General features: G+C 70.7%; 22 protein-coding genes. 11 read left to right on the top strand and 11 right to left on the bottom strand.

Going from position 1 to position 26,888, the window contains the following annotated elements:
• Window positions 1-173 precede the first annotated feature (173 nt).
• A complete protein-coding gene (pepN, locus tag OG485_RS16565) occupies window positions 174-2,768 on the bottom strand; it encodes an aminopeptidase N (RefSeq protein ID WP_328669136.1) in 2,595 nt (864 codons plus the stop codon).
• A gap of 192 nt (window positions 2,769-2,960) precedes the next feature.
• Here pepN and OG485_RS16560 point away from each other — a divergent pair, with 192 nt between their 5' ends.
• Both OG485_RS16560 and OG485_RS16555 read left to right on the top strand, forming a co-directional pair.
• Window positions 2,961-3,629: a mycothiol-dependent nitroreductase Rv2466c family protein gene (locus OG485_RS16560; RefSeq protein WP_328669135.1), complete on the top strand. Its 669-nt coding sequence runs from the start codon at window positions 2,961-2,963 to the stop codon at window positions 3,627-3,629.
• A gap of 128 nt (window positions 3,630-3,757) precedes the next feature.
• Window positions 3,758-4,384 carry a histidine phosphatase family protein gene (locus tag OG485_RS16555; protein ID WP_328669134.1) on the top strand — a complete coding sequence of 209 codons (627 nt, stop codon included), beginning with the start codon at window positions 3,758-3,760 and terminating at the stop codon, window positions 4,382-4,384.
• A 68-nt stretch (window positions 4,385-4,452) separates the two neighbouring features.
• On the opposite strand, the gene OG485_RS16550 is transcribed toward OG485_RS16555, so the two are convergent.
• The 6 genes from OG485_RS16550 to OG485_RS16525 all read right to left on the bottom strand — a co-directional run bounded on the left by OG485_RS16550 (window position 4,453) and on the right by OG485_RS16525 (window position 11,608).
• Complete coding sequence (locus OG485_RS16550; protein ID WP_326787775.1) at window positions 4,453-5,346, bottom strand: TauD/TfdA dioxygenase family protein; 894 nt, start codon at window positions 5,344-5,346, stop codon at window positions 4,453-4,455.
• 86 nt (window positions 5,347-5,432) lie between these two features.
• On the bottom strand, window positions 5,433-6,818 hold the full coding sequence (locus tag OG485_RS16545; protein ID WP_328669133.1) for an LLM class flavin-dependent oxidoreductase: 1,386 nt from the start codon (window positions 6,816-6,818) through the stop codon (window positions 5,433-5,435).
• Window positions 6,815-7,615: an ABC transporter ATP-binding protein gene (locus OG485_RS16540; RefSeq protein ID WP_328669132.1), complete on the bottom strand. Its 801-nt coding sequence runs from the start codon at window positions 7,613-7,615 to the stop codon at window positions 6,815-6,817. Before OG485_RS16540 ends, OG485_RS16545 begins: the two co-directional genes overlap by 4 nt.
• Window positions 7,591-8,589: an ABC transporter permease gene (locus tag OG485_RS16535; protein ID WP_443048919.1), complete on the bottom strand. Its 999-nt coding sequence runs from the start codon at window positions 8,587-8,589 to the stop codon at window positions 7,591-7,593. Before OG485_RS16535 ends, OG485_RS16540 begins: the two co-directional genes overlap by 25 nt.
• 128 nt (window positions 8,590-8,717) lie before the next feature.
• Window positions 8,718-9,818 (bottom strand): ABC transporter substrate-binding protein, encoded by a 1,101-nt coding sequence (locus OG485_RS16530; RefSeq protein ID WP_328669130.1) that lies wholly within the window; start codon window positions 9,816-9,818, stop codon window positions 8,718-8,720.
• A gap of 548 nt (window positions 9,819-10,366) precedes the next feature.
• The gene (locus tag OG485_RS16525) at window positions 10,367-11,608 is read right to left on the bottom strand and encodes an ROK family transcriptional regulator (RefSeq protein ID WP_328669129.1); all 1,242 of its coding nucleotides are present in this window, start codon (window positions 11,606-11,608) and stop codon (window positions 10,367-10,369) included.
• Window positions 11,609-12,172: 564 nt separating this feature from the next.
• Here OG485_RS16525 and OG485_RS16520 point away from each other — a divergent pair.
• A complete protein-coding gene (locus tag OG485_RS16520; protein ID WP_328669128.1) occupies window positions 12,173-12,757 on the top strand; it encodes a biotin transporter BioY in 585 nt (194 codons plus the stop codon).
• A 182-nt stretch (window positions 12,758-12,939) separates the two neighbouring features.
• Here the strand turns inward: OG485_RS16520 and OG485_RS16515 are convergent, their stop codons facing one another.
• Window positions 12,940-13,659, bottom strand: a complete 720-nt coding sequence (locus tag OG485_RS16515; protein ID WP_328669127.1) for an LPXTG cell wall anchor domain-containing protein — start codon at window positions 13,657-13,659, stop codon at window positions 12,940-12,942.
• A 230-nt stretch (window positions 13,660-13,889) separates the two neighbouring features.
• Here OG485_RS16515 and OG485_RS16510 point away from each other — a divergent pair, with 230 nt between their 5' ends.
• Window positions 13,890-15,803 carry a protein kinase domain-containing protein gene (locus OG485_RS16510; RefSeq protein ID WP_443048918.1) on the top strand — a complete coding sequence of 638 codons (1,914 nt, stop codon included), beginning with the start codon at window positions 13,890-13,892 and terminating at the stop codon, window positions 15,801-15,803.
• Window positions 15,804-15,888: 85 nt separating this feature from the next.
• Here the strand turns inward: OG485_RS16510 and OG485_RS16505 are convergent, their stop codons facing one another.
• Window positions 15,889-17,376, bottom strand: a complete 1,488-nt coding sequence (locus OG485_RS16505) for an amino acid permease (RefSeq protein WP_328669125.1) — start codon at window positions 17,374-17,376, stop codon at window positions 15,889-15,891.
• Between the two features lie 258 nt (window positions 17,377-17,634).
• On the opposite strand from OG485_RS16505, the gene OG485_RS16500 reads away from it, so the two are divergent.
• Together OG485_RS16500 and OG485_RS16495 are read left to right on the top strand one after the other, a co-directional pair.
• Window positions 17,635-18,129 (top strand): ribose-5-phosphate isomerase, encoded by a 495-nt coding sequence (locus tag OG485_RS16500; RefSeq protein WP_328669124.1) that lies wholly within the window; start codon window positions 17,635-17,637, stop codon window positions 18,127-18,129.
• A gap of 162 nt (window positions 18,130-18,291) precedes the next feature.
• Complete coding sequence (locus OG485_RS16495) at window positions 18,292-19,101, top strand: Fpg/Nei family DNA glycosylase (protein WP_328669123.1); 810 nt, start codon at window positions 18,292-18,294, stop codon at window positions 19,099-19,101.
• A gap of 119 nt (window positions 19,102-19,220) precedes the next feature.
• Here OG485_RS16495 and OG485_RS16490 read toward each other — a convergent pair whose 3' ends face one another.
• Complete coding sequence (locus OG485_RS16490) at window positions 19,221-20,450, bottom strand: GNAT family N-acetyltransferase (protein WP_328669122.1); 1,230 nt, start codon at window positions 20,448-20,450, stop codon at window positions 19,221-19,223.
• 171 nt (window positions 20,451-20,621) lie between these two features.
• Between OG485_RS16490 and OG485_RS16485 the strand changes: the two genes are divergently transcribed.
• A complete protein-coding gene (locus tag OG485_RS16485; protein ID WP_328669121.1) occupies window positions 20,622-21,794 on the top strand; it encodes a PP2C family protein-serine/threonine phosphatase in 1,173 nt (390 codons plus the stop codon).
• A gap of 58 nt (window positions 21,795-21,852) precedes the next feature.
• Window positions 21,853-22,308 carry an HD domain-containing protein gene (locus OG485_RS16480; protein WP_328669120.1) on the top strand — a complete coding sequence of 152 codons (456 nt, stop codon included), beginning with the start codon at window positions 21,853-21,855 and terminating at the stop codon, window positions 22,306-22,308.
• A gap of 87 nt (window positions 22,309-22,395) precedes the next feature.
• Here the strand turns inward: OG485_RS16480 and OG485_RS16475 are convergent, their stop codons facing one another.
• Entirely contained in the window at window positions 22,396-23,580 is a 1,185-nt protein-coding gene (locus OG485_RS16475; RefSeq protein ID WP_328669119.1) for an acyltransferase family protein, read from the bottom strand.
• A 645-nt stretch (window positions 23,581-24,225) separates the two neighbouring features.
• Between OG485_RS16475 and OG485_RS16470 the strand changes: the two genes are divergently transcribed.
• The 3 genes from OG485_RS16470 (at window position 24,226) to OG485_RS16460 (ending at window position 26,843) form a co-directional block, all read left to right on the top strand.
• Window positions 24,226-24,420, top strand: coding sequence for a hypothetical protein (locus OG485_RS16470; RefSeq protein WP_010986847.1), 195 nt, complete (start codon window positions 24,226-24,228; stop codon window positions 24,418-24,420).
• Between the two features lie 830 nt (window positions 24,421-25,250).
• Window positions 25,251-25,838, top strand: coding sequence for an ALF repeat-containing protein (locus OG485_RS16465; RefSeq protein ID WP_328669118.1), 588 nt, complete (start codon window positions 25,251-25,253; stop codon window positions 25,836-25,838).
• 228 nt (window positions 25,839-26,066) lie between these two features.
• Window positions 26,067-26,843 (top strand): hypothetical protein, encoded by a 777-nt coding sequence (locus tag OG485_RS16460; RefSeq protein WP_328669117.1) that lies wholly within the window; start codon window positions 26,067-26,069, stop codon window positions 26,841-26,843.
• The last annotated feature ends 45 nt before the right edge of the window (window positions 26,844-26,888 follow it).

Here is a 26,888-nt window from a genome sequence, read left to right as displayed (position 1 = left end):
TTTCGTAACCAGTGTGCGCATCGGATCAGCTCACCGCGAAGAGCGCTGGACGTGCCCACCGCGAAGGGCACTGGACGTGCCCATGGCGAGGGGCGCCGGACGTGCCGCCGCGGAGGGCGCCGGACGCCGTGGCGCCGGTGCCCTCCGCGGTGCGGTCCGCGTGGTGCGGGTGATCAGCCCGCGGCGGCGATGTCGCAGGCCTGCCCCCGCAGTGCCCGCGCCAGATCGTCCCGGGACTCCAGCACCAGCCGGCGCAGCGCCGGCGGCGCGTCCTCGTGCGCCGCGAGCCAGGCGTCCGTCGCCGCCAGGGTCTCCGGGGAGTCCTGGAGCGCGGGGAACAGTCCCCTGACCACGTCCATGCCGATCTGGATGGAGCGCTCCGCCCAGACGCGGTCGATGGCAGCGAAGTACTTCGCGGTGTACGGCTCCAGCAGGTCCCGCCGTGACGGCTGGCCGAAGCCGGAGATCGTCGCCTCGACGAGGGCGTTGGACAGCGCGTCGGACTCCACGACGGCCGCCCAGGCCTGGGCCTTGACCGCCGTGGAGGGCCGGGCGGCCAGACAGCGGACCTGGTGCCGCTTGCCGGACGCCGTGTCGTCACGGGCGAGTTCGGCGGCGAGGACGGACTCGTCGGCCACGCCCCGCGCGGCCAGCGGCTCCAGGAACGCCCAACGCAGCTCCTGGTCGACCTCGAGGCCGTCGATCTTCGCCGTCCCCTCCAGCAGACCCTGGAGCAGCTGGAGGTCGGACTTGCCGGAGGCGACGGTGGCGAAGAAACGGGCCCAGGCGAGCTGGTGCTGGCCGCCCGCCTCGGCCAGCCGCAGCTCCTTCAGCGCGCCCTCGGCGAGCAGCGCCTCGCCCTGCTCGCGCCAGTCGGGCGCCGCGTAGTTGACGAGCGCGGAGTTCGCCCAGGCGTGCAGCATCTGCAGGACGCCGATGTCGGACTCGCGGCCCGCGAACCGCAGCACCAGGGCGATGAAGTCCCGGGCGGGCACGATCGCGTCGCGCGTGAGGTTCCACAGCGCCGACCAGCACAGCGCCCGGGCGAGCGGGCCCGTGATCTCGCCGAGCGCGTCCCGCAGCGTGGCCAGCGAGCCCTCGTCGAAGCGGATCTTGCAGTACGTGAGGTCGTCGTCGTTGACGAGGACGAGAGCAGGGGCCTCCGCGCCCGCCAGCTCGGTGACGACCGTGCGCGGCCCGTCGACGTCCACCTCGGCGCGTGCGTACCGCACGAGCGGGCCGTCGCCGTTCTCGCGGCGGTACAGGCCCACCGCCACGCGGTGCGGGCGCAGTTCGGGGTGCGACTCGGGCGCCTCCTGGAGCACCGCCAGCTCGGCGACGCTTCCCTCCGCGTCCAGGATCACCTGCGGGGTGAGGGAGTTGACGCCCGCGGTCTGGAGCCAGGACCGGGACCAGGTGGCCATGTCCCGTCCGCTCGTCTCCTCCAGGGCCGACAGCAGATCGCCGAGGCGGGTGTTCCCGTACGCGTTCCGTTTGAAGTAGCGGCGGGCGCCCTCCAGGAAGGCGTCCTGTCCGGCGTACGCCACCAGCTGCTTCAGGACGGAGGCACCCTTGGCGTAGGTGATGCCGTCGAAGTTCAGCTTGGCGTCCTGGAGGTCACGGATGTCGGCCGTGATCGGATGGGTGGACGGGAGCTGGTCCGCGCGGTAGGCCCAGGCCTTGCGACGGTTGGCGAACGTGATCCAGGCGTCGGTGAAACGGGTCGCGCCGACGTTCGCGAACGTCCCCATGAAGTCGGCGAAGGACTCCTTCAGCCACAGGTCGTCCCACCAGACCATGGTGACCAGGTCGCCGAACCACATGTGCGCCATCTCGTGCAGGATGACGTTCGCCCGCGCCTCGTACGACGTCTGCGTCACCTTGCCGCGGAAGATGTACTCCTCGCGGAAGGTGACGAGACCCGGGTTCTCCATCGCGCCGAGGTTGTACTCGGGCACGAACGCCTGGTCGTACTTCCCGAACGGGTACGGGTAGTCGAAGTGGTCGTGGAAGAAGTCCAGCCCCTGCTTGGTCACCAGGAACACGTCGTCGGCGTCGAAGTGGGGGGCCAGGCCCTTGCGGCACATCGCGCCGAGGGGGATCTCCAGCGTCGTACCGTCGTCGAAGGTGCGGGAGTAGGAGTCCGTCACATAGTGGTAGGGGCCCGCCACGACCGCCGTGATGTACGTGGAGATCGGCTTCGTCTCGGCGAACTTCCACACACCGTCCGCGAGTTCGCCGACGCCGTTGCTCCAGACCGTCCAGCCCTCGGGGGCCCGTACCTCGAAGCGGAACGGCGCCTTGAGGTCGGGCTGCTCGAAGTTCGCGAAGACGCGCCGGGCGTCGGCGGGCTCGTACTGCGTGTACAGATACACCTCGCCGTCCTCGGGGTCGACGAAGCGGTGCATGCCCTCGCCGGTACGGGAGTAGGCGCACCGGGCGTCCACGACGAGCTCGTTCTCGGCGGCGAGGTCCTCCAGCCGGATCCGGGAGCCGTCGAACACCTCACCGGGGTCGAGGTCCCTGCCGTTGAGCGAGACGGCCGTCACACCCGGCGCGAGCAGGTCCGCGAAGCTCGCCGCGCCCGGCTCGGCGCAGCGGAAGCGGAGCGTGGTGACCGAGCGGAAGGTGCGGGGCTCGCCGGCCGCCGCGCCGGGCTCCGGCTCCCCGACGGCCGAGCGCAGGTCGAGGAAGACGTCGTAGCTGTCGACGGACAGCAGTGCCGCCCGCTCCTGGGCCTCGTCGCGGGACAGATTCTCACCGGGCACGGCTGCACTCCCTCATGGCGTCATAGACATGTGCGAACAGGGCCGATCCTGCCATGTGCTCCTTACGGCGGGCGCTGCGACGGCGCAGACACAGGGGAATCCCTAGGACCCGTCGGAATCGCACAGACACACGGGAATGGCGTGGGCGAGTGCCGGTGTTGCCAAGGGAAACACCGCGTTCCTAGGAGAGCCATGCCCGAGCAGACCGCTCAGACCAGTTCCGGCAAGACCCCCGTCGACTTCTGGTTCGACCCGCTGTGCCCCTGGGCCTGGATGACCTCGCGCTGGGTGCTGGAAGTGGAGAAGGTCCGCGACATCGAGGTCCGCTGGCACATCATGAGCCTCGCCGTACTGAACGAGCCCAAGCTCGACGAGCTTCCCGACCACTACCGCGAGATGCTCGCGACCACGGCCTGGCAGTCCGTCCGGGTGGTCACCGCCGCCTGGCAGAAGCACGGCGACGACGTCCTCGGACCCCTGTACACCGCGCTCGGCACCCGCTTCCACAACGACGGCAAGGGCCCGACCAAGGAGGCCATCGCCGGCGCCCTCGAAGAGGTCGGACTCCCCGCGGACCTGATCGACTACGCCGACCAGGCGGACTTCGAGTTCGACGCCGAGCTGCGCGCCTCCCACAAGGAGGGCATCGAGAAGGTCGGCCAGGACGTCGGCACCCCGGTCATCGCCGTCCCCGGCTCCGACGGCGAGCAGCTCGCCTTCTTCGGCCCGGTCGTCACCCCGGCCCCCAAGGGCGAGGAAGCCGCCAAGCTCTGGGACGGCACGCTCATGGTCGCCTCGGTACCGGGCTTCTACGAGATCAAGCGCACCCGTACGGCGGGACCGGACTTCAGCAACCTGTAGGCACCGCGGACACCGGGCCCGGTCCCGCGCGGACCGGGCCCGGTGACGGGCCGTGTCGTGTCCGGCCGGGGGCCGGGACTTCCGTGGCGCACCCACGGGGCCCGGCCCGACCTGGATACTGCGGCCTCATGAGTACAACGAGCCGCAGTACGACCCTCCTCCTGGCCCGGCACGGGCAGACCGTCTGGAACGCGGAGAGCCGCTACGCCGGAGTGAGCGACGTCGGCCTCACCGAGGAGGGCCGCGCCCAGGCGGAGGCCCTCGGCCGCTGGGCCGCCGCGCACCCCGTCGACGCGATCTGGACCTCGACCATGTCCCGCGCCGTCGCCACCGCCGAGCCCGCGTGCCATGCCCTCGGGCTCGCCGCGCAGCGCGAACCCGGCCTGCGCGAATGCGACTTCGGGGTGCTGGAGGGCCGCACGTTCGCCGAGTTCGAGCTGGAGAACCCCGTCCGGGCCAAGGCGTACCGCGCCGACCCGGTGTCCTACCCGTTCCCCGAGGCGGAGGATCCGCGCGCGGCGGCGGCCCGGGGAACCCGCGCTCTGCGCCGCATCGCCGAGACCCACCCCGGCGAACGCGTGCTGGTCGTCGCCCACGACACCCTGCTGCGCCTGGTGCTGTGCACCGCGCTGTCCATCCCGCTGGGCGAGTACCGCCGCGTCCTGCCGGGCCTTGGCAACGCGGCGGTCACCGAACTCCGGGTGGAGGACGGGTCGGCCGCCCTGCTGTCGTTCAACGTGCCGTGCGGGATCTGACGGGACGGCCCCCGCGCGGGGGATCCGCGCGGGGGCCGTCGTCGCCCGTCACATGAGCCGGGACGGCGTCACCCGGCCACCGACGTGTAGTGCGAGGCGTCGCCCGTGATCGAGTGGCTCTCCTTGCCCTCGATGCCGACCGGCACGTCACCGGCGACCGTCACCCGGTGCAGACGGCGCGGCAGGTCGTCGTAGTTGTCGATCGCGTAGTGCTGGGTGATCCGGTTGTCGAACAGGACGAGCTGGTTCGGGGACCAGCGCCAGCGCAGGACGTTCTCGGGCCGGGTGACGTACGCCTGGAGCAGGTCGAGGATCTTGCGGGACTCGCCGACCGACAGCCCGGCGATCCGCTGCGCGAACCCGCCGATGAACAGGCCGCGTTCACCGGTCAGCGGGTGCACCCGGACGACCGGGTGCACGGTGCGGAACTTGATGGACGTGAACTGGGCGCGCTGCGCGGCCTGTTCCTCGTCGATGTTCTCGTCCGGCACCGCGTAGTCGTAGTCGTTGGTGTGCTCGGCCCACAGGGTGTCGGCGAAGGCGCGGAGCGGTTCGGGCAGATCGCGGTAGGCGGCCGCGGAGTTGGCGATGAGCGTCTCGCCTCCGTACGGCGGGACGGTGATGCTGCGCAGCGTGCTGGCCTGCGGCGGGTTGAGCACGAAGGTCACGTCGGTGTGCCAGTGGTTGGCCCGGCCCCGCTCGCTGTCGACGGGCAGCACGTTCGGGGCGCCGTCGACGGCGGGCACGGTGGGGTGCGCGGTGGTGAGGTCGCCGAAGTGGCGGGCGAAGGCCTGCTGGCCCTCGTCGTCCAGGTCGACGTCGTCGAAGACCAGCGCCTTGTGCTCGTTGAGGGCGGTGCGCAGGGCGGCGGCGGTGATGTCGTCCAGGGGCTTGGAGATGTCGACGCCCAGGACACGGGCACCGATGTGCGCGGTGACCTTCTGGATCTCGATGTCGGACATGGGTACGGGTCCTCTCGGTTCGGCGGTTCGGCGGTTCGGCGGTGCGGGGGTTCGTCGGTTCGACGGTTCGGGCAGGTGTGAGTGGGTCAGGCGAGGGCGGACGCGATCGCCGGCACCGGCGCGGGGGGCGTGGGCGCCGTCGTGGTCGCGTACCGGTTGGCGGGGCGCGGGAGGCCGTAGCGTTCCCGCAGGGTCTGCCGGGGCCCGTACTCCCGGCGGAGCAGACCCCGGTCGCGCAGGATCGGCACCACGTGGTCCACGAAGAGGTCGAGCCCCGACGGCAGCACGGCCGGCATGATGTTGAATCCGTCGGCGGCGCCGCCGCGGAACCACTCCTCGATCGCGTCGGCGACCTGCTCGGGTGTGCCGGCGAAGGTCAGATGGCCCCGCCCGCCGCCGAGCCGGCCGATCAGCTCGCGGACGGTGAGCCGCTCGCGCCGGGCGAGCTCCACGACGAGGGTGTAGCGGCTCTTGGCCCCCTCGATCGCGCTCTCCGGCGGCAGGCCGCCGGGCAGCTGCGCGTCGAGGCGGAGGGTCCCCGGCTCCAGGTGGAGCAGGTGCTCCAGACGGTTCACCCCGTGCTCGTACACGATGTGGTCCTCCAGGACCCGCTCGTGGGCGCGCGCCTCCGCCTCGGTCGAGCCGATGACCGGGACGATGCCCGGCAGAACCTTGATGTGGTCCGGGTTCCGGCCGGCCCGCTCGGTACGGGACTTGAGGTCGGCGTAGAAGTCCTGGGCGTCCGCGAGGGTCTGCTGGGCGGTGAACACCGCTTCCGCGTACCGGGCCGCGAACCTTTTGCCGTTCTCCGAGGAGCCCGCCTGCACGAGAAGCGGGTGACCCTGCGGTGTGCGGGGCACGTTGAGGGCGCCCTCCACACTGAAGTACGTCCCCTTGTGACGGGCGGGATGGATCTTGCCGGGGTCGCCCCAGACTCCCGCCGCCTTGTCGGCGACGACGAGGTCGTCCTCCCAGCTGTCCCAGAGCTTGAGCGCCACGTCCAGGAACTCGGCCGCGCGCTCGTAGCGGGTGGCGTGCGCGGGCTCGTCGTCGAGACCGAAGTTGCGGGCGGCCTCCGCGCCCGCCGTGGTCACGATGTTCCATCCCGCGCGGCCGCCGCTGATGTGATCGAGGGAGGCGAGTCTGCGGGCCAGGTTGTAGGGGGAGTTGTAGGACGTGGAGGCGGTGGCGATCAGGCCGATGTGCTCGGTCGCGGTGGCCAGCGCGGTGAGCAGGGTGATGGGTTCGAGCGCCCCGGACGGGCGCTGGCCCACGCTGTTGAAGAGGACCGGGCCGTCGGCGAGGAAGAGGGAGTCGAAGGTGCCGCGTTCGGCGATCCGCGCGAGACGTACGTAGTGGGCCGTCTCGACATGGGCGTACGGGTCGCTCTCCGGGAGCCGCCAGGAGGCCTCGTGATGGCCGGTGTTCATCAGGAAGGCGTTGAGATGGAGCCGGCGAGGGCTGGTGGTCACAGGTGCTTCTCCTTCTGGTGCGCGGACACGTCCTGCCCGGCCGCGCCGTTCGCCGGCGCCCCTGTCAGGTCCTCGGTGACCCCGAGGGCGTTCAGCAGCCGCTCGCGGTATTCGCCGAGCAGCGGATCGCGGTAAGAGCGGGGGTGCGGGCGGTCGATGGTCAGGTCGACGCCGATGCGGCCGTGGTCGAGCACGAGCACCCGGTCGGCCAGCACGATCGCCTCGTCCACGTCGTGCGTGACGAGCAGCACGGACGGCCGGTGGCGCTCCCACAGTTCGCGCAGCAGCACATGCATACGGATCCGGGTGAGCGCGTCCAGAGCTCCGAACGGCTCGTCGGCCAGAAGCAGTTCGGGTTCCCGGACGAGCGAGCGGGCCAGGGCGGCGCGCTGGGCCTCGCCGCCGGACAGCTCGTTGGGCCAGGCCCGTTCGCGCCCCGCGAGTCCCACCTCGGCGAGGGCGGAGCGGCCCTTTTCCGCGGCCTCCCGGCCGTCCGCGCCCAGCAGGACGTTGTCGAGGACGCGGCGCCACGGCAGCAGCCGGGAGTCCTGGAAGACGACGGACACCCGGTCCGGGGCGGTGAGTTCCCCGCTCCCGGCCACGCCGTGGTCGAGGCCGGCGATGGCGCGCAGCAGTGTGCTCTTGCCGGAGCCGCTGTGGCCCAGCAGGGCGGTGAACTGGCCCGCCGGGAGGTCGAGGTCGACGTGGTCGAGCACCGTGCGGCCCTCGAACGACCGGGTGAGTCCGCGCAGTCGGACCGTGTGGGAGCGGGTCAGCTGCTGAGTGTGCGTCGCCACGACAGCACCTTTCGTTCGATGAGACGAACCGCGCTGTCGGAGACGAGCCCGAAGATGCCGTAGATCAGCAGGCCGACGAGGATGATGTCGGTCCGGCCGTAGTTCTGGGCCTGGAACATCATGTAGCCGAGGCCGCTGGTGGCGTTGATCTGCTCCAGGACGACCAGGGAGAGCCAGGAGCCCGTCACCCCGAGCCGCAGCCCGACGAAGAAGCCGGGCAGCGCGCCGGGGATCACGATCTCCCGGACGAAGCGCAGCCTCGACAGCCCCTGGACCTCCGCGAGTTCCACGAACCGGTGATCGATGCCCGACAGGGCGGAGTGCAGGTTCAGATAGATCGGGATGTAGACGACGATGGCGATGATCGCGATCTTGAAGGTCTCGCCGATGCCCAGCCAGAGGATGAACAGCGGTATCAGACCGAGGGTCGGGATCGCCCGGTTGAGCTGCACGGTCCCGTCGATCAGCGCCTCGCCGACCCGGCTGAGCCCGGACGCGAGGGCGAGCAGGACGCCGGCGGTCAGACCGAACGCGAAGCCGTATCCCGCGCGCTCCAGGGACGTCAGCACGTCGGTGGGCAGCGTGCCGTCGGTCCACAGATGACCGGTGGTCTTCAGCACCGTCCAGGGCGCGGGGATCGCGCCGGGATCCAGTTGTCCCGCGGCGGACGCCACGGCCCACAGGGCGAGGAACAGGGCCGGACCGATGAGCCGCGAGGCCGGCAGCCGCTTGCCGGGCGCGAGCCCGCGGCGCCGGGCACGGGGAGCCCGCCGGAACCGGCGACCGCCGGTTCCGGTCCCGTCGGCGGCGTTCGCTTCGAGTACGTCCGTCCCGACCGCTTCCGTCTCGGCCGCTTCAGCCTCGGCCGGTTCCGTCCTGTCCGGTACGGCCGCAGCGGTGGCCGACGGCGATGCGGTGCCGGTTCCGGCGTCGGTCGCGGTGTCGTCCGTGGCAGCCGTCGACGGTGAGGGCAGGGTGGTCCCGGCCGACGGTGAGGGATGTGGGGCCCCGGTCGAGGTCCGGTCCGTGGCGGTGGTCGCGGTCTGGTCCGTCGCGGTGGTTGCGGTCCGGTCCGTGGTCGTGATTCTGGTCGTCATGGCCGTCACCTCCGGTATTCCGCGGTCACGGCCTTGGCCGCGATGCCCTCGAAGCGCCGGTCGAAGAGCGAGTCGACCTTGAACCCCTTCACGAAGCCGCCCTCCGCCAGCAGATCGGCGGTCTCCTGCTCCCACTTGACGGCCTCGTCCCAACTCGGCGGGAACAAGGGCTTGTTGGCGAGCTCGGTGATCGACTGGGCCTGCGCGAGCGTCAGGTTCTGCGTCTTGACGTAGAACTCCTCGTTCCAGGCGTCGGGGTGCTCGTACGCCCACACCTGGCCCTTCGCCCAGCGCGGGATGTACGCGGCGACCGCAGCCGCCTTCGCGTGGTCGGCCAGCACCGACGACGGCGCCCAGAGCAGGTTGAGCAGGTCCACCACGTCGGTGTCGATGGTGTGGGCGCCCTTGGACCCGTACTGCTTGAGATAGGCCGGCGCCTGGCTGTTGGCGAGCGGGGCGATGTCCACCTGGCCCGCCTGGAGCGCGGTGAGGAACTGGTTGCTGGTCAGCGGCACGAGGTTCACGTCGTCGTAGGCGAGGCCTGCCTGCTTCAGGGCGCGCAGCAGCACGACACCCTGCGCCTGGCCCTGGGAGAAGGCGAGCTTCTTCCCCTTGAACCCGCGCACGTCCCGGATGTCGCTGCCGGGCTTGGTGGCGAACAGGTAGTTGGGCTTGCGGGTGAGGTTGATCGCGACGATCTTCGCGTCGAAACCCTGGAAGTGCGCCTGGATCGGCGGGATGCCCGCGTTGTTGCCGACGTCCAGGGACTTGGAGCGGAAGGCGTTGATGACATCGGGACCGGCGCCGATGTTCACCCAGTCGGAGACGGCGAACGGCAGATCGGCCAACCCCGCCAGCTTGAACTGGAGTTCCTGGACACCTTGGTAGGAGGCGATCGAGAGCTTGGTGCCCTGCGGCACCTTGGCGGACAGGGGCGCCGACAGGTCCCCCTGGGACCGGCTGCCGGCCGCACTGGCACCGGCGCATCCGCTCAGTCCGGCCGCGGCCGCGACACCGATGAGGGTGGACAGGAACACGCGCCGGTCGACACCGGACGCGGACAGGGGCGAGGAGGAGCGCGTTGACCGTGCGGACAGTGGTGGCATGGAAGAACTCCGGAGATTCCAAGTGGCGGGAGAGCGCGCGAAGTTCCGGGCAGGGCGAAGCCGGAAGGGACGCAAGCGCGCCGAAAGGACACACGCCGGTGGCGTGGCGGAGGAGACGGGTGACCGAGGCGACGACGGACGGACGGCCCGCGTGACGGAGGGCGTCGGCCGGCCGGCCGGCCCTTGGCGGGGCGGTGTGACGCGTGAACGCGTGACGACGGCCGGGAGACCCTCGGGTCGAAGGCCGCGGAGCACACCCGGGCGCTTCGGCGGACCAGTCGGAGAAGCGGTCGGCCGGAGAAGGGACCGGCCGGTCGACGGATCAGCGCGTCAGCGGATCGGCGTCTCGGAGGATCGGTGACACGGTTCCGCTGACGAAGCGTCAGCGGCGACCGGTCAGCGACAAGGGGTCAGCAACAACGTGTGCGTGCGACCCGCATCAGGTCGACCACACGGCACTTGGTGAGCGGAACCTGCACCCGCGCGCTGCTCATGCCCTTGATGCTCCTGTCCGGGAACGAGCCCTGTCAACATTCCGACTTTCTGAATTAATTAGCGCCTGGTGGGCAGTCCGAAGGGCCCGGCCGCGAGCCCGGGGAACCCAGCGGATCGCGGTAAAGGACGTCGAGAACGACCGACCCGCCCGCCACGGCGAGCACCGAATCGGGGAAGCTGGTGGGGACGACCGCGGACGCCCGCTCCGGACCCACCGCCTCGCGCAGCGCGCCGAGGCAGTCCTCCCGGTGTATGGCCCCTATCTCGGTGACGACGACCGTCTCCGGGTTGAGCACGTCGAGCAGCAGCCCCGCCGCCCGCCCGACCATCCGGGACCGTTCCGTCAGCAGTCCCACGGCCAGCGGATCGCCGGAGGCGGCCGCGGCGACCACATGCATCGGATTCGAGCCGTCCGTGACACCGCGCTCCCGGGCCCGCCGGCACAGCGTCCGTTCGCTCAGCTCGGCCTGGAGGCACCCCGTCCGGCCGCAGTCGCACCGCTCCGACCCGCCCGACAGGGGCAGATGGGCGATCGAGCCGGCCTGCGAGCGAGGTCCGTAGTGCACCTGGTCGTGGGTGGCGAAGGCGGCGTCCACCACGTTGCCGACGAAGAGATGCAGCACGCTCCGGCTGCCCCTGGCCCGACCGAACAGCCGCTCCCCGTTGACCAACGCCCGCGCGTGGCCGTCCACATGGACCGGAAGCCCCGTGCGCGCGCCGACGGCCTCCCGGACGGCCACGTCACGCCAGCCCAGCAGCGGGTGCTCCACGATCGTCCCCGAGTCCGGGTCCACCCAGCCGCCGGCCGCCACACCGATGCCGAGGGCGGTACGGCCGGGGACACCGGCGAGGAGAGCGGTGACGGCGTCGGCGGCGTTCGCGAGAACGAGGCCCGGCTCGGTGCGGTCGTGCCGCAGACGCCTCTCGGCGAGAACCCGTCCGCGCAGGTCGAGCAGCGCTACGGTCGTGTACGGCACGGCCACGTGCACCCCGCCGACCACGAAACGGGAGTGGTCAAGGTCGACCGGGAGATGCGGCCGCCCGACCCCGCCCGACCGCCGGGGTGCTGCGGCCTCCTGGATCAGGCCCCGCTCGGTGAACCGGGCGCAGTAGTCGGTCACCGACGCCGGGGAGAGCCCGGTCAGCCGGGAGATGGTGCTGCGCGCGACCGGCCCGTGCTCCAGCACCGACCGCAGGATCACGCTGGCGCTCGCCCGGCGCCGGTCGAGCACGGGGGAGGGGGAAGGAGAGGGAGAGGGAGTGGATGTGGAAGGAGGTGCCACCGTACTGGCCATGGAGTTCATCCTCGGGAGCTGGTCCGGCCGAGCGCCGTCACGTACGCCACGCCGCAACGGGTGCGGCATGCGCCTGGTGTGGTCCGCTGTGGTCTCGTCCCGGCGGGCCGGATCCGCTCCGTCCCGCCTCAGGAGGGGCGGCGACAGGTGGCAGTGCCCTGGCGTCGCAGGTCGACATAGCGACGCGACGCGAAGTTCAGGGCCTGGGGAACCATGGGGTGAAGGGTAGGGGTTGGCCCGGGGACCTGCCAGGAACGCCCAAGGACCGGACACTCCGCCCGCCCGACGACGCGACGCCCGATGGGGCCTTTGGTGAGTCTCCACAGTCCCGGCCCCGAACCGTCCCGTTGCGCAGACGACTTCACCTCAGTGACCAGCATCACCTTCGGGCAGGTGTACCAGGCACTCTTTGTAAGGAGCCCACCAAGCCCCGGATCCGCGCTTTGTCGATCGCTGACGGTGATCACCCGTGGACCCCTGGGATAGCGTCGCCGTGTTCCCACCTGTCCTTCCCCCGGGTCCTCCCATGGGCCGAGGGGGTAACCCCTGTTCGCCGGAGTCCTCATGAGCACCGCTGTCGCCACGCCCTCCCGACCCGGCGAGGTCCTCGCCGACCTTCTTCCGGCCTCCCGCGTCCGTGACGCCGCCCTCGTGCTCGGCGGTGCCGCACTCACCGGGCTCGCCGCCCAGATCTCGCTGCCCGTCCCCGGTTCCCCGGTGCCGGTGACCGGCCAGACCTTCGCCGCGCTGCTCGTCGGCACGGCGCTCGGCGCGCGCCGCGGCTTCCTCTCGCTCGCGATGTACGCGCTCGTGGGCATGGCCGGCGTCCCGTGGTTCGCGCAGGGCAGCTCCGGTGCCTCGGCGCCGTCCTTCGGCTACATCCTCGGCATGCTGCTCGCGTCGACCGTCGTGGGTGCCCTGGCGCGCCGCGGCGCCGACCGCTCCGTGCTGCGCATGGCGGGCACGATGCTGCTCGGCGAGGCGATCATCTACGTGGTCGGTGTCCCCTACCTGGGCATGGCCACCGGCATGTCGGCGAGCGCGGCCCTCGCGGCGGGCCTCACCCCGTTCCTGATCGGCGACGCCCTCAAGGCCGCCCTGGCGATGGGCATCCTGCCCGCCGCGTGGAAGCTCGTCGACAAGAAGTGACGTCCACGCCGGTGGGGCGACGCCCTCACCGGCCATGACGTCACCGCCCGTCGGATGACGTCACCGCCCGCCCGACGCTCGCGTCCGAGACGCGGCGGCCGCGCGTACGAGGCCCGCCGGGCCGGTTTCCGACCGGACCAGGCGGGCCTTCGCGCGCTCCCGGCGGGTGTCGCGCCCGGCGGTCAGGCTTCCCGTCGCGGCCTGCGGCCGGCCCACCACAGCCCCGCCGCTCCGGCCGACATCAGCGCCGCGCCCGCCATGCCGAGCGGCACGGCCTCGGTTCCGGGACCGGTCCTCGGCAGCCGGTCGCCGCCCGGTGCCACCGGATTGTTGTCGGTGCCCAGCAACAGCGGGGTCGCCGGGGCGTTCGGGGACGGATTCGTCGTACCGAACGGGACCGGGCCCTGCTGCCAGTACGTCTTCTTCCCGTCGCCCGTCTGGACCGGGAGACAGATCCTGCCGGTCCTGCTCAGATCGAACGTCGCCTCGACGTCGTACGATTTCGATTCACCCGCCGCGAGATTCCCCGTGGAACAGATGAAACCGCTGTTCGACCCCTTCGGGAGATTCTTTTCGGCCATGGCGGTGCAGCCTTTTACGTTCTTGACCTTCAGGCCGTCGAATCCGACCACCAGTAGCCTGATATCGCCGCTCTCCTTGGTTCCCTCGTTCTTCACCGTGGCGGTGACAGTCGTCTTTTGAGTACTGTTGTCGACCGAGATCTTCTCCGGCAGCAGCGTGGTCACCTTCACGCCCGCAGGAGCTTCGTCCACCGCCTTTCCGCCCTTGCCGCTCCCCGGTCCCCGGTCGTCCGCCGCGGCGGAGTAGGAAAGAATCATCACGGTCGAGAAGCATGCCGTGAGCAGGGATCCCGTAATGGTGGTCGTCCGACGAGAACTCATGTTCGCCCCCTTGGCTGCGCCTGAATTCGCAGTACTTGAAGAGGTACCACAAGATTTCTCCGCACTATGCTGGTACGGCCTGAAGTGTGACCATTGTGGTTCCGTTGTGACGGGCGATGGTGATTGCTGTGGAGGGGGTGCAGGGATTGTCGGCGAATGTCCAGGGTGGTGTTCCGGGATTATTGGTGACCGGACGTTATCGGCTGGTCGAGAGTATTGGGCAGGGGGGAATGGGGCGGGTGTGGCGAGCCGCCGACGAAATGCTCGACCGGCAGGTCGCGGTCAAGGAAATGCGGATAGACGGACTTGATCCGGAGGACACCCGAACCCGCCGGGAACGCACCCTGCGCGAAGCGAGGGCGACGGCCCGGATCGACCACCCGGGCGTCGTCCGCGTCTACGACGTCGTGGACGCGGGCGAGCGGCTGTGGATCGTCATGGAACTCGTCGCCGGCAGCTCACTCGAACGGATGGTGGTCGAGGACGGGCCGCTGGACACGCGCGAGGCGGCCCGCGTCGGCCTCGAACTGGTCGGGGCACTGCGACAGGTGCATGCCCAGGGTGTGCTGCACCGCGACATCAAGCCGGGCAACGTACTGATCGAGGGCACCGGACGGAACCGTGTCGTCCTCACCGACTTCGGCATCGCCGCGCTTCAGGACGCCGAGGCGCTCACCATGGCCGGCATGCTGGTCGGTTCCCCCGACTACATGGCGCCCGAGCGGATCTCCGGCCGCCCGCAGGGCCCGCCCTCCGACGTGTGGTCCCTCGGCGCCACGCTCTGTGCGGCTCTCGGCGGCCGCTCCCCGTTCTCCCGTTCCACGACCCTCGCGACGCTGCACGCCGTTCTCTACGAGGAGCCCGAACTCCCCTCCGGGTCAGCGGGGTTGCGGGAGATCCTGGCCGCCCTTCTGGAGAAGGACCCGACCGCGCGGCCCGGTCTGGAGGAACTGGAGGCGGCACTCGCGGAGTTCGTCGGCCCGCGGGGCACGAGCGCCCCGAGCCCCGCCGGACCACCGACACTCGTGTCGCCCGAGCACGAGGTGGCCGCCACGTCCGGGCACGGGACCGCGCACGAACGGCGCGACGAGACGAGCGACCTGCGCCGCCGCGAACCCACGACCGTCACGGACCCCGCCGCCGTATCCACCCCGGACCCGCGACCCGGATCGGACCTGCAACCCCTCCCGGACCCGCGATCCGGATCGGACCCGCGACTCGGACCAGTCCAAGGACCAGCCCGAGGACCAGGATCCGAACCCGGACGAGGGTCCCGCCCCGGAAGCGAAGCCGCCGCCAGGGACCCCGGTCCACCGGCCGCCGCCAACGCCTCCACCGAAGTCGCCTCCGGACCGCGCGCGGAGCCCGGCTCGGGCGTTCCCTCCCGACGGCCCACGACACCCGTGCCCGGGGTGGGGGCGCCTGACGAACTCCCGGATCCCGCCGTACCGTCCGGTTCCGCAGGCATCCGGAGCCGGAGTCATGACCGGGACCGGGACCGGGACCGGGGCCGGAGCAGGTTCCGCGTCCGGCGTCGCATCGGATTCGCCGCCGCCGGGGTCGTCGCGGCGGGAGCCGTCGCCTGGGTCGTCGTGGCCATGACCGGCGGATCGCCCGGCGGCGCGGATGCCGCGACGGGCTCGTCCGCGTCGACCGGCTCCGGCACCGGAGGCCCCTCGTCCCCGGCCCCCACGGTCGAGGGCACCTCACGCCCGCCCGGCCTTCCCCCGGGAGCGCACCGCGAAGCCGGCGGCTACGCCTGGGCGACGCCCAAGGGCTGGCGGCGCGATCCGCAGACCGGTTCCGAGGTCCACTACACCTCGCCCGACGGCACCCAGGAGCTGGCGGCCAAGTCGTCCCTCGCCAAGGGGAATCTCCTGGACACCTGGACGACCTCCGAGCGGAACGCCCGCCAGGGGCGGGACTACCGGAAGATCCGGCTGGCGCAGACGACGTTCCGCGGCCGGACCGCGGTCGTCTGGGAGTACACCTTCACGCTTCAGGGCGTGAGTTGGCACGCGCGGCTGCTCGGCTTCGACGCCGACGGGAAGTCGTACCAGATCAACACCTGGTACCACCAGGACATCGAGGACCGGGCCCTCACGGTCTACGACCGGGTCAAGACCAGCTTCACCGTGCTGTGAGTGGAGGCAGGCGTGCGGGAGAAGGCAGGGAAGGGCCCGCGGCGGTCGGCCGCGGGCCCCTCCTCACTCAGGCTTCGGTGGCGGGTCAGGCGCCGACCTCGGCCCGGGTCTCCTCGCTGGAGTCGTTCGCGACCGGCTGCGCGGAAGTACGGGCAGCCGCACCGGTCTTCTGCCGGACGAACGCGATGACCAGCACGATCGCCGCGACGAGCAGCGACAGCAGCACGGTCTCCCGGCCGTCGTGTTCGGTGTCGGTCAGCATGTAGCCGAGCACGAAGACGATCATCGCGGCCGTCGCCCAGGTCAGGTACGGGTAGAGCCACATCCGCACGACGAGCTTCTCCGGAGCCTCGCGCTGGATGATCTTCCGCATCCGCAGCTGCGAGAAGCAGATGACGAGCCACACGAACAGGGCCACCGCACCGGAGGAGTTGACCAGGAAGAGGAAGACCGAGTCCGGGAACTTGTAGTTGAAGAAGACGGCGACGAAGCCGAACACGACCGAGACGACGATGGCGGTCATCGGCACACCGCGCCGCGTGGTCCTGGCGAACGCCTTCGGCGCGTCCCCGCGCTGACCGAGCGAGAAGGCCATGCGGGAGGCGGTGTAGAGGCCGGAGTTGAGACAGGACAGCACCGACGTCAGCACGATGAAGTTCATGATCTGACCGGCGTGGTCGATACCGAGGGAGTCCAGGGCGGCGACGTACGAGCCCTTGTCCGCGATCGACGGGTCGTTCCACGGCAGCAGGGCGATGACCACGAGGATCGAGCCCAGGTAGAAGACGGCGATACGCCAGATGATGCTGTTCGTCGACTTGGTGACGGCCCGCTGCGGGTCCTCGGACTCACCGGCGGCGAGGGTCGCGATCTCGCTGCCCATGAAGGAGAAGACGACCAGCAGAACACCGGTGAGGATCGAGCCGGGGCCGTGCGGAAGGAATCCGCCGTGGTCGGTCAGATTCCCGAACCCGGCCTTCTCGGCGTCGACACCGGGCAGCACACCGAAGATCGCGAGGCCGCCGACGACGATGAACGCGCCGATCGCCACGACCTTGATCCCGGCGAACCAGAACTCGAACTCGCCGTACGAGCCGACGGAGACCAGGTTGGTGGCCGTCAGCACCACCATCACGATGAGCGCCCAGCCCCACTGAGGTACGGCGGGAATCCATCCTTCGAGGATGTCCGCGCCGGCGGTGGCCTCCACGGCCAGCACCACGACCCAGAAGAACCAGTACAGCCAGCCGATGGAGAAGCCGGCCCAGCGGCCGAGCGCGCGGTCGGCGTGCGCGGAGAACGAACCCGAGGTCGGGTTGGCGGCGGACATCTCACCGAGCATCCGCATCACCAGCACCACGAGCGTGCCGACGAGGGCGTACGAGAGAAGGATGCCGGGGCCCGCGGTGGCGATGCCGGCCTTGGAGCCGACGAAGAGTCCTGCGCCGATGACGCCACCGATGGCGATCATCGACAGATGGCGGTTCTTGAGTCCGGCCTGGAGGCCGTTACCGGGTTCTCCGGGGCCTCCGGGGGCCTGAGCGGCCTTCGTGGGGCTCGGCTGCGAGGTCATGAGGGGATTCCTTTGCGCCGGATGAGCAGATTCCCGTACAGAGCGCCCAACCCGTACGAGCGGTGTACGGAGCGCTCACCGGTCCGCTGTGAGGACCGGCGTACAAGTTGGTCCAGTGAAACGGAGGCAATCGAATTCGTGAACCTTTGAATCCAGATCGTTACTTGAGGTTTCCTTGAGGTTCTGTAGGCTGAGTCGCAGTTTTGCGAGGCGGGACCCGGCGCGGCCGACCCGAAACGGCCGTGTCACACTCGGACCATGCGCGTGTATCTCGGATCCGACCATGCCGGTCTCGAACTGAAGAACCACCTCGTCGAGTGGCTCAAGGCCGCCGGCCACGAGCCCGTCGACTGCGGGCCCCACATCTACGACGCCCAGGACGACTACCCGCCGTTCTGCCTCCGCGCGGCGGAGCGCACCGTGGCCGACCCGGGTTCCCTCGGTGTCGTCATCGGCGGCTCCGGCAACGGCGAGCAGATCGCCGCGAACAAGGTCGCCGGCGTACGGGCCGTCCTCGCCTGGAGTGCGGAGACCGCCGCGCTGGGCCGCGAGCACAACAACGCGAACGTCATCTCCGTCGGCGCCCGTATGCACACCGAGGAGGAGGCGACGAAGTTCGTCGAGACCTTCCTCGACACGCCCTTCACCGGCGAGGAGCGCCACGTCCGCCGCATCGAGATGCTCGCGGACTACGAGACGACCCGGGAACTCCCGCCGATCCCGGCCCACCACCCGCAGCAGCCGCAGGCGTAGCACCGACGAGCCGCGGGTCCGCAGGTCCGTAAGTCCGCAGGTCCGCAGGTCCGTAAGTCTGAGCGGCCGGCGAACGGTCGAGCCATCGGGCTGTCGGGTCCGCCGGTTCGCCTGTCCGTCGGGTCGCCCGTCCGTCGTACGAGAGAGACAGCAGGAGGAACGGTGCCCGAGGGGCACACCATTCACCGGCTCGCGGAGGACTACCTCGCCGCGTTCGGTGGCCGAGGTGTCCGCGTCACCAGCCCCCAGGGCAGGTTCGGTGACGCCGCGGCCCTCCTCGACGGATCGGTCCTGACCGCGACGCAGGCCCACGGAAAGCACCTTTTCCTCGGGTTCGGTCCGGAGCGGTGGATCCACATCCACCTCGGTCTCTTCGGCAAGGTCGGATTCGGCGGCACACCCGCCCCGCCGCCCACGGACACCGTCCGCCTGCGTCTCGTGAACGAGACCGCGTACGTCGACCTGCGCGGACCCACCACCTGCGCACTGATCACGGACGACGAGAAAGCCGCGATACACGACCGCCTCGGCCCGGACCCGCTGCGCCCGGACGCCGATCCCGCGGCGGCCTACCACCGGGTCGCCCGCAGCCGTACGACGATCGCCGCGCTGCTGATGGACCAGAAGGTCATCGCGGGTGTGGGCAACGTCTACCGCGCGGAGGTCCTCTTCCGGCACGGCATCGACCCGTACCGTGCGGGGAAGGACCTCGGCACCACGGAGTGGGACGCGATCTGGGCCGACCTCGTGGACCTCATGCGTGAGGGCGTCCGCAACAACCGCATCGACACGGTTCGTCCGGAGCACACCCCCGAGGCCATGGGCCGCCCGCCGCGCGTGGACGACCACGGCGGCGAGGTCTACGTGTACCGCAGGGCCAGCCTGCCCTGCCACATCTGTGGCGGCGAGATCAGCACCGCCGATCTCGCCGCCCGCAATCTCTTCTGGTGCCCGGCCTGCCAGAAAGCCTGAACCCCGACGGACCGCACCGGGCCGGCCAGAGGGCCGGCCCGGACCGGGCCGGACGGATCGCCCCAGGCCAGACCGGACTGGACCGGACTGGACCGGGTCGCCGTCGAAGGTGGCGGGTCCTAGAACCCGTGCGGCAGCCAGGGGGCGACCACCGAGGCGAACGCCGTCGACGCCTCGGCCAGCGCTCCCTGCCGCAGTTCACGCACCAGGCCGGCGGCCGCGAGCGAGTCCAGCGACACACCGCCCAGATAGGCGGCCCCCAACTCCCGCACGGACAGGGCGAGATCCGGGGCGTCATCGGTCCGCGCGCACACCGCTCCCTTGACGTCCCCCGTGAGCCGCCAACGCCCCTCGTTCCAGGGGCAGAAGGAGTCCTCGACCTCGAACACCACGTCCACCGGGGCCTGATAGGTCCGCGCCTCCAGCGCGGCCCCCACCTCGACGAGCCGCACATGCAGCGAGTCCTTCACCCGCAGCTGGCAGCGGCGGATGTCGGAGACCAGGTGCTGCCAGGCCTCGTCCACCGGGCGGCCCCGGGTCCGCAGCGTCGACGTCAGGTCGATGCCGAAGAGGAACCGCCACAGCGCGGCCCGCGCCGCCGGGTCCAGTCCCTCCAGATCCACCATCGTCACCGCGCCGTTGTGCCCGGCCGGGCCCCACTCCGGCTTGACCCGGAAGCGCGTGTACCCCACCACCTCGCCGTCCCGCTCGGCGACCACGCACTGCAACGGCGAGGCACCGTTCCGTTCGCTCGCCGGGTCGAGGACCATGAGCCGCTGCCAGCCGGGCCGGCGGGCCAGCATCCCCGGCCGCCGCGGCACGATCCGCGCGTACACCGCCTCGCACGCCTCCAGCGCGTCCTCGGGCGCCGCGTAGCGCAGCCGTACGTCGTCCGTCCCGGGCGGTACGGACAGTCGTACGCGGGCGGTGTCGATCTCGGCGCTCATCGACGAGGTCGCGATGCCGTAGCCGAACCGTCCGTAGATCATCGGCTCCGACGCGACCAGGACGGCGAGCGCCTCACCCGCGGCCCGCACATCGTCCAGCTGGCGGCGCATCATCGCGGTGAGCACCCCGCGCCGCCGGTGCGTGGCGGCGACGCTCACCATCGTGACGCCGGCCGCCGGAACCGAGGCGCCGCCCGGGACAGTGACACGGAAGGAGAAGGCCCCCGCCGTACCCACACAGTTCTTCCCGTCCCACACGCCCAGCGAACGGTCGTACTCTGTGAGCGCGTTCCACAGTTCGCGCTCCTCGGACGACTCCGCCACACCTCCGAACGCGCGGATCAGGTTCTCGTACCATTCGTCCCAGTCGGCCTGCCGCAGCACCCGAACGTCAGTCGTCATAGCCCATGCCTACCAGGGCAATGCGGTACGAGCGAGGCAATTTCGCCGGGCCGCGACGGCCCCCGACCGGAATGCGCCGGTGCAGTTCTCTGTGAAGTTGAGCGCTAGGAGGGGGGACAAGTGGGACCTCCCGTGCCAAGCGCCTGGTCCGATGGATAGGGTCCCGAACTAATGGCAGCAGGACGAGCGCGGCGCGCTGAAGCCGATACGTTCACGGCCCGGTTGAGGATGCAATGGCACCGGGCCCGCACAGGGCTGCGCAGATCCGCCGTCGACTACTTCCGCGGGGACGGCTCCGACTGGATCGCGCTGGCCGGTCTGCTGATCATGATCCCGGTGATCGCCTCCACGACCCTGGTCAACTCGGTGTGGTGCTCACCCGCCGCCCTGGTCCTGCCGATCGTGGCCGGCGGACTGCTGCTGCGGCCCGCCAGCCTGCTCGGGCTGTACGCGGCCGCCGCCACCGCACTGATAGTGGAGTCCGTGAAGCTCGGGCCGTACACGGAGGGCCCCTCCCGGGTGACGCCCGGAGTGGTCCTGGTGGTCGCGGCCTGCGGCTTCTTCGGACTGCTGATCGCACAGTTCCGCAGCCGCGTGGGTGTGCCCTGGCGGCGCGGCGGCACCATGCTCTTCGACCTGCGCGAACGCATCCGCGTGCAGAGCAAGCTGCCGAAGCTGCCGGTGGGCTGGCACCGCGAGATGGCGCTGCGCCCGGCGGGCGGCCAGTCCTTCTCCGGGGACTTCGTCGTGGCCGCCCGGACGAACGGCGGCCGGACCCTCGAAGTCGTCCTGACCGACGTCTCCGGCAAGGGAATGGACGCGGGCTCCCGTGCCCTGCTGCTGTCCGGGGCCTTCGGCGGCCTCCTCGGCTCCCTGCCGCCGCACGCCTTCCTGCCCGCCGCGAACGGCTATCTGCTGCGCCAGGACTGGGACGAGGGCTTCGCGACCTCGATCCATCTGGTGCTCGACCTCGACTCGGGCGACTACGAGCTCTTCTCGGCCGGACACCCGCCGGGCCTTCAGCTCAGCGCGGGCAGCGGCCGCTGGGAGGAGAAGGTCGCGGAAGGCCCCCTGCTGGGTGTGTACGACGGCGCCCAGTTCGACCCGGTGAAGGGCTCGCTCCGATCCGGTGACGTGCTCATGCTGTTCACGGACGGTCTGGTCGAGACCGCCGACCGGGACATCGTCGAGGGCATCGACCGGCTCACCGGGGAGGCCGACCGCTATGTCGCCGGAGGCTTCCACGGCGCCGCCTGGCACCTCATCGAGGCGGTGGCCAGGGACGTCAACGACGACCGGGCCCTCCTTCTCATCTGCCGCGACGCTCTGGCCCCGGTACGCTGACCGCCCCGTCGATTCCCGCTCCGGAAGCGGCGGCCCGTACCGAGGAGACACTGATCGCGTGACCCGACCTCTCCTGACCCTGGCCGAAGTCGAAGCGCTCGCCCGCGCGGCGCACGCGGCCCAGACGGACAAGGCCGGCCGGCCGTACGCCGAACACCTCCAGGCCGTGGCGGACGGTGTCCGTGAGCGCGGAGGCGACGACGACCAGATCGCGGCGGCCTGGCTGCACGACGCCGTCGAGGACGACGCCCTCACCGAGGACTGGCTGGACGAGGCCGCGCTGAGCCCGGGTACGAAGGACATCGTGCGGGCGCTCACCAGAGTGGACGGCGAGCCCCCCGAGTCGTACGCGCGACGCATCCGCGGCACCCGGGGCGCCCTGCTCGTCAAGGCGTCCGACCTGGCGCACAACTCCGACCCGCGCCGGCTCGCGGTCCTCGACGAGCACACCCGGGCCCGTCTGACGAGGAAGTACGCGACGATGCGGACCCTGCTGGGGCTGCCGCCGGGCTGAGCACGACACGAAGAAGGGCGGGCCCGCAGTATCCGGGCCCGCCCTTCTCGTAGGTGTCTCGTCCGCCGGCCGGCCGCGCCCCGGCGGCTACACGTCGGCCTTGGCCCGCTCCCGGGCGGCTTCCGCCGGGTCCCGCTTGAACGCCCACGCCATCTTCGGCTCCATCGAGAACCGGAAGATCCGCTGGACGGGCCGGGTGCACAGGGCGGTGACGAGCGCGGCCGCGAACACCGTCACGAGCAGCTCGCCGAGCGGCTTGTGCAGCCACCCGTGGTCGAACCAGCCCCAGTACTCGGACGCCTTGACGACGAAACCGTGCAGCAGATAGCCGTACAGCGTGCCCGCGCCGAGCGCCGTGAACCAGAGCGTGCGCCGCGGCACCCAGGCGAAGAAGCACGCGGTGAGCACCAGCGAGCAGCCGTAGAGCGCGAGCGTCATGACGACACCGGCCCACCAGGGGGCACCCAGCTCCTGGGCGCTGTCGCGGTGGAAGAACCAGGCGGTGTTCATCCGGGGAACCGCCCAGTAGCCCACGAGCAGGGCCGCGGCGAGGACCGGCACCGACAGGACGCGCACCTCGCGGCGGCGCACCAGCTGGAAGTGCTCGGGCCTCATGAACAGACCGAGGACGAAGAACGGCAGGAACTGCAGCACCCGCTGAAGGTCCAGGTCGTCACCGATCTCGGGTGAGACGGACGCGAGCAGGGCGAGGCACACCGCCGTCGGAATCGGCCAGCGGACCAGCTTCCACAGGGGAGTCGTCAGCCGCCAGACGAACAGCGCGACCAGGAACCAGGTGAGGTACCAGGGGTCGAGCAGGCTGATCTCCTGGTCCGGGTCGCCCCCGGCGAAGCGGTCGAAGAGCGAGTACGCCGTCTCGAACAGGACATACGGTACGACCACTCCGGTGACCAGCCGCTTCAGGCGGTCGGGGCGCATGTCGAAGCTGCGCGAGAAGTAGCCGGAGATGATGATGAAGGCCGGCATATGGAAGGTGTACAAGACCGTGTACAGCGCTTCCAGGACGCGGCTCTCGCCCTTCAGCGGCTCCCACGCGTGACCCATGGCCACGAGCACGATCGCCAGGTACTTGGCGTTGTCGAAGAAGGCGTCGCGCTGTTTCGCGGGCTTGGCGCCCGGTGTGGTGCCCGTCGCGGCGAGCGCCGTCGCGGACGTCCGGGGCGAGCGCGGGCTCGGCACTCCGTCCGCCGGCCGCTGGGCCGGGGGGAGTGGTGATCTGTAGTGGCCGTGGGGTCGGAGCGAGTTGGTCACAGGCCCTCCCGCCGAGAATTCAGGGGGACGTTTCCGGACCTCGCTGCGCGAACGGGGGGCGTGGCGGCGTGGAACATCTGAGGCACCCTAGCGTCGTCTGTGCGTTCTAGTAAAACGCCCGATGTCATTCCTGCTTATCGTCTGCGCGTACCCAGGATTCGGAGATGTGTGCCTGTCGATCCGCAAGTGGTTCCGTATATCGATTCGCTTACCAGTGAAGGGCGTTCTGTCCTGATTCATACCGACTAAGCGGCGCATAACGCCCGCGGGCGACTCTGGCTATATGTCCGGTTGTGGGGCCTTTGTGTCCTCGTGTGTCACGCTCGCGGTGTGCCTGTGGCAACAATTCGAATTACCTGCGAACAGGATGTGTGGACACGGCAACGGTCGTCGGGAATTCGCCACCGCGGCGCGCCTTCGAATTGCGGCGCGAGGCCGCTTCCCGCCTGGGTCCCGGCGCGGCGCGGGCGGCGCGGGACGGGGCCGCACCGGTGGGCGCCGGCTCGCCCCGGGGCCCACCCCTGGCCGACGATGCGTCACCTGCCGCATACGAGTGGCCGGTTGGTGGCACGATGGTTCTGGCGGGGGTGTGCGGGGCTGCACCCCCGGGCCGGGAGAGTGACCGACCGTAGGGTGTGATCAGTTGTGGCCATTTCGCTGTCAGTGGTGCTGCTGTTGGCGATCATCCTCGTGGTGCTGATCCGAGGGGGATCCATCAAGGCGGGACCCGCCATCGTCGCGGTGCTCTTCGGCTTCTTCCTCGCGTCGACCGGTATGGCTCCGTCCATCAACCGGTTCCTCGACTCGATAGCGGAGACCATCAACTCGATCAGTTTCTGAACGGGGCGCGTCGAAAAGCGCCCGACGCCGGAGTACGGACACGCCCGGCGCGGCCCACGCCGGGCGCGCGCCACCGACCGCACGCGCCGGCCGCGGACATCTCCGCGCCCGAAACTCCCGCGCCCGGGAATCCGCGCCCTCGATACCGGATGCCACGGGCCGCGAGGGGAGCGCGCCGGACCGGAACAGCCCCCGGAAACGACGAGAGCCAGGCGGGGAATCCCCCCTCCGGCCTGGCTCTACGCCATAGGGAGCGGGCGACGGGAATCGAACCCGCGTAGCTAGTTTGGAAGATCGCGTACGAGGGTCCGGGCTGAGCTGGCGAGACGCTGACGTGCTGGTTCTCACACTGATCGCCGACGTTCCCCGTGGCTCCCCGCCGGTCGCCGCCCGATCGGGCACACAGCGGGCACGGCGGTCGACCGCCCTCGTGCCGTGATCGACGTCTCACGCTACTCGGGGACGCACATCATGCGATGGGCCGGCACGACGGGCTCGCCCGGGAGCGGATCGACTCCACGGACCCGTACGGCGACGATGTCGGTGACGATGGGGGATCGGGCCGGGAGCTTCGTCAAACGCCACCGGAAGGGCTCTGGGACGTCCTTGGCGGGCAACTCCACCGTAGCGAGGCTGACCCATCGGTCGTAGTTCGTGGGACATACCTCAAGGCGCGCCGCCATGAAACACCAGCCACGTCCGCGGCGACGGTGCCCTGCGACCGCAGCGGGGCAACTGCCACTGTCAGACCCAGGTGGCAGCATCACCGAGGTGAACGCCCTGAGGCGTCCTCAACTCACCTCCGTAGCCCACGAAGAGGAGCATTCCCCTTGCGACTGCATCGCGTAGCGCCCGGCATTGCCGCGGGCATCCTCGCCCCGGCCCTCCTGCTCGCCACGCCGTCCTTCGCCGCCACGGCGGCACCGACCGCGGTGACGGTGCCCGCGGTGTTCTCGTCCGCGGACGAGCCGGACGCCGACGACCTGAGGGTGGCCATAGTCCGGATCCTCGCCGATCCGGACAGCGGCCGGCGTGTGACACGAGAAGCCAACGCCCTCCTGGACGCCAACGACCCCGAGGCGATGCGCGCCTGGCTGGAGACCGGCTACCGGATCGCCCAGGCCGAGGACGACCGCGTCGCCATCACGCGCCTGCTCGCCGACCCCGACAGCGGCCGGCGCGTCATCGCCGAGGTCAACGCCCTCCTGGACGCCAACGACTCCGACGCGATCCGCGCCTGGCTGGAGACCGGCTACCGCATCGCCCAGGCCGAGGACGACCGCGTCGCCATCGCCCGCATCCTCGCCGACCCGTCCATCAGCCCGGCCCTGCGCGCGGCAGCCAACGCCGCCCTCGACGACAACACACCCGAAGCACTGCGCCACTTCCTGGAAGTCGGCAGGTACCAGGTCGCCTGACCGACACCGCGCCGCACCACAGCGCGTCGCCCGGGTGGCACCCCCTGCCGCACGCCCGGTCGCCGGAACGCCGAGAATCCGGGCGGGGCCGCCTGCACCTCTGTGTGCCGGCGGCCCCGCCCGGCAGGCCCTGTGCCGGCTCGGCGCCCTCCGCAGAGCTCTGTGGTCTCGCCGCCCGGTGCGGCAATGGGCCACTGACACCTCCGACAGCAGAAAGCACATTCTTCGATGACCACACAACTCCTCCGCACCGAGCGCAGCGGTCCGCAGACCGCTTCCGTCGTGACCGAACTGCCGTTCAAGCCTCAGCTCGTCAAAGCGGTGTTCAGGGACGTGACCTCGTTGCACGTCTCCCGGCCGGCCGCGTGGGCCGCCGCGTCGGTGACGCGGACCGTGCTGACGGAGATCATCGACGGCGCGAGAAGCGCGGCGGCCGAGAAGGCCAGGACGAGGCTGATTCCCAAGGACCTCATCTCGGCGATCGACCGGAACGTCGAGGTGGAGGTGGGATCGGCGTGGTACCTGCACAGCCCGACCTTCCACGGCCTGATGGGCGAGCTGCGCAACGCCGATGGTTCGCTCGTGTCTCTTCGTGAGCGCCGCGGGGCGCGTACACCGAGTGGTGTGGCTGGCGCCCACCGGTTCGAGTCCGGGGTGAGAAGGCTGCTGGGGAGCCGGGGGGTGAGGGCCGTCCCGGCGATGGTCCGCGACCTGGACGGAATCGCGAGCGTGTTCCTGACGGACCTGGCCCGGGACGCGGCCAAGGTCGTCCGCGAGGGCGGGGCCAAGCGGTTCGGGACGGTCAGTCTGGTGGTGCCGGGCGGGCCAGCCCCGGCCCCGCTGCTCAAGGACCCCCTCCTCGCCCTGTCCACCCGCCGCGGGGACGGGCGGACTGTTGGCGGGGACGACGTCCTGGCCGCCGTCACGATGCAGCTGTTCGGCGATCTCAGACAACGCGCCATCACCGAGGCAGCCGAGATGACACGGAACACGTCGGCCAACTGATCGGGCCCGCCCCTGCGCTCTGCCCACTGCGCACGGTTCCCACGT

This window comes from Streptomyces sp. NBC_00328, assembly GCF_036139655.1.
GTDB lineage: Bacteria > Actinomycetota > Actinomycetes > Streptomycetales > Streptomycetaceae > Streptomyces.
This window is presented reverse-complemented; position numbering and strand designations above follow the sequence as displayed.

Coding starts and splice junctions, on each gene's coding strand:
- OG485_RS16505 (WP_328669125.1), bottom strand. CDS start 17,376: ATGACCTCGCAGCCGAGCCCCACGAAGGCCGCTCAGGCCCCCGGAGGC.
- OG485_RS16550 (WP_326787775.1), bottom strand. CDS start 5,346: ATGTCCGACATCGAGATCCAGAAGGTCACCGCGCACATCGGTGCCCGT.
- OG485_RS16520 (WP_328669128.1), top strand. CDS start 12,173: ATGAGCACCGCTGTCGCCACGCCCTCCCGACCCGGCGAGGTCCTCGCC.
- OG485_RS16490 (WP_328669122.1), bottom strand. CDS start 20,450: ATGACGACTGACGTTCGGGTGCTGCGGCAGGCCGACTGGGACGAATGG.
- OG485_RS16515 (WP_328669127.1), bottom strand. CDS start 13,659: ATGAGTTCTCGTCGGACGACCACCATTACGGGATCCCTGCTCACGGCA.
- OG485_RS16555 (WP_328669134.1), top strand. CDS start 3,758: ATGAGTACAACGAGCCGCAGTACGACCCTCCTCCTGGCCCGGCACGGG.
- OG485_RS16500 (WP_328669124.1), top strand. CDS start 17,635: ATGCGCGTGTATCTCGGATCCGACCATGCCGGTCTCGAACTGAAGAAC.
- OG485_RS16530 (WP_328669130.1), bottom strand. CDS start 9,818: ATGCCACCACTGTCCGCACGGTCAACGCGCTCCTCCTCGCCCCTGTCC.
- OG485_RS16560 (WP_328669135.1), top strand. CDS start 2,961: ATGCCCGAGCAGACCGCTCAGACCAGTTCCGGCAAGACCCCCGTCGAC.
- OG485_RS16485 (WP_328669121.1), top strand. CDS start 20,622: ATGGCAGCAGGACGAGCGCGGCGCGCTGAAGCCGATACGTTCACGGCC.
- OG485_RS16460 (WP_328669117.1), top strand. CDS start 26,067: ATGACCACACAACTCCTCCGCACCGAGCGCAGCGGTCCGCAGACCGCT.
- OG485_RS16510 (WP_443048918.1), top strand. CDS start 13,890: ATGGGGCGGGTGTGGCGAGCCGCCGACGAAATGCTCGACCGGCAGGTC.
- OG485_RS16525 (WP_328669129.1), bottom strand. CDS start 11,608: ATGGCCAGTACGGTGGCACCTCCTTCCACATCCACTCCCTCTCCCTCT.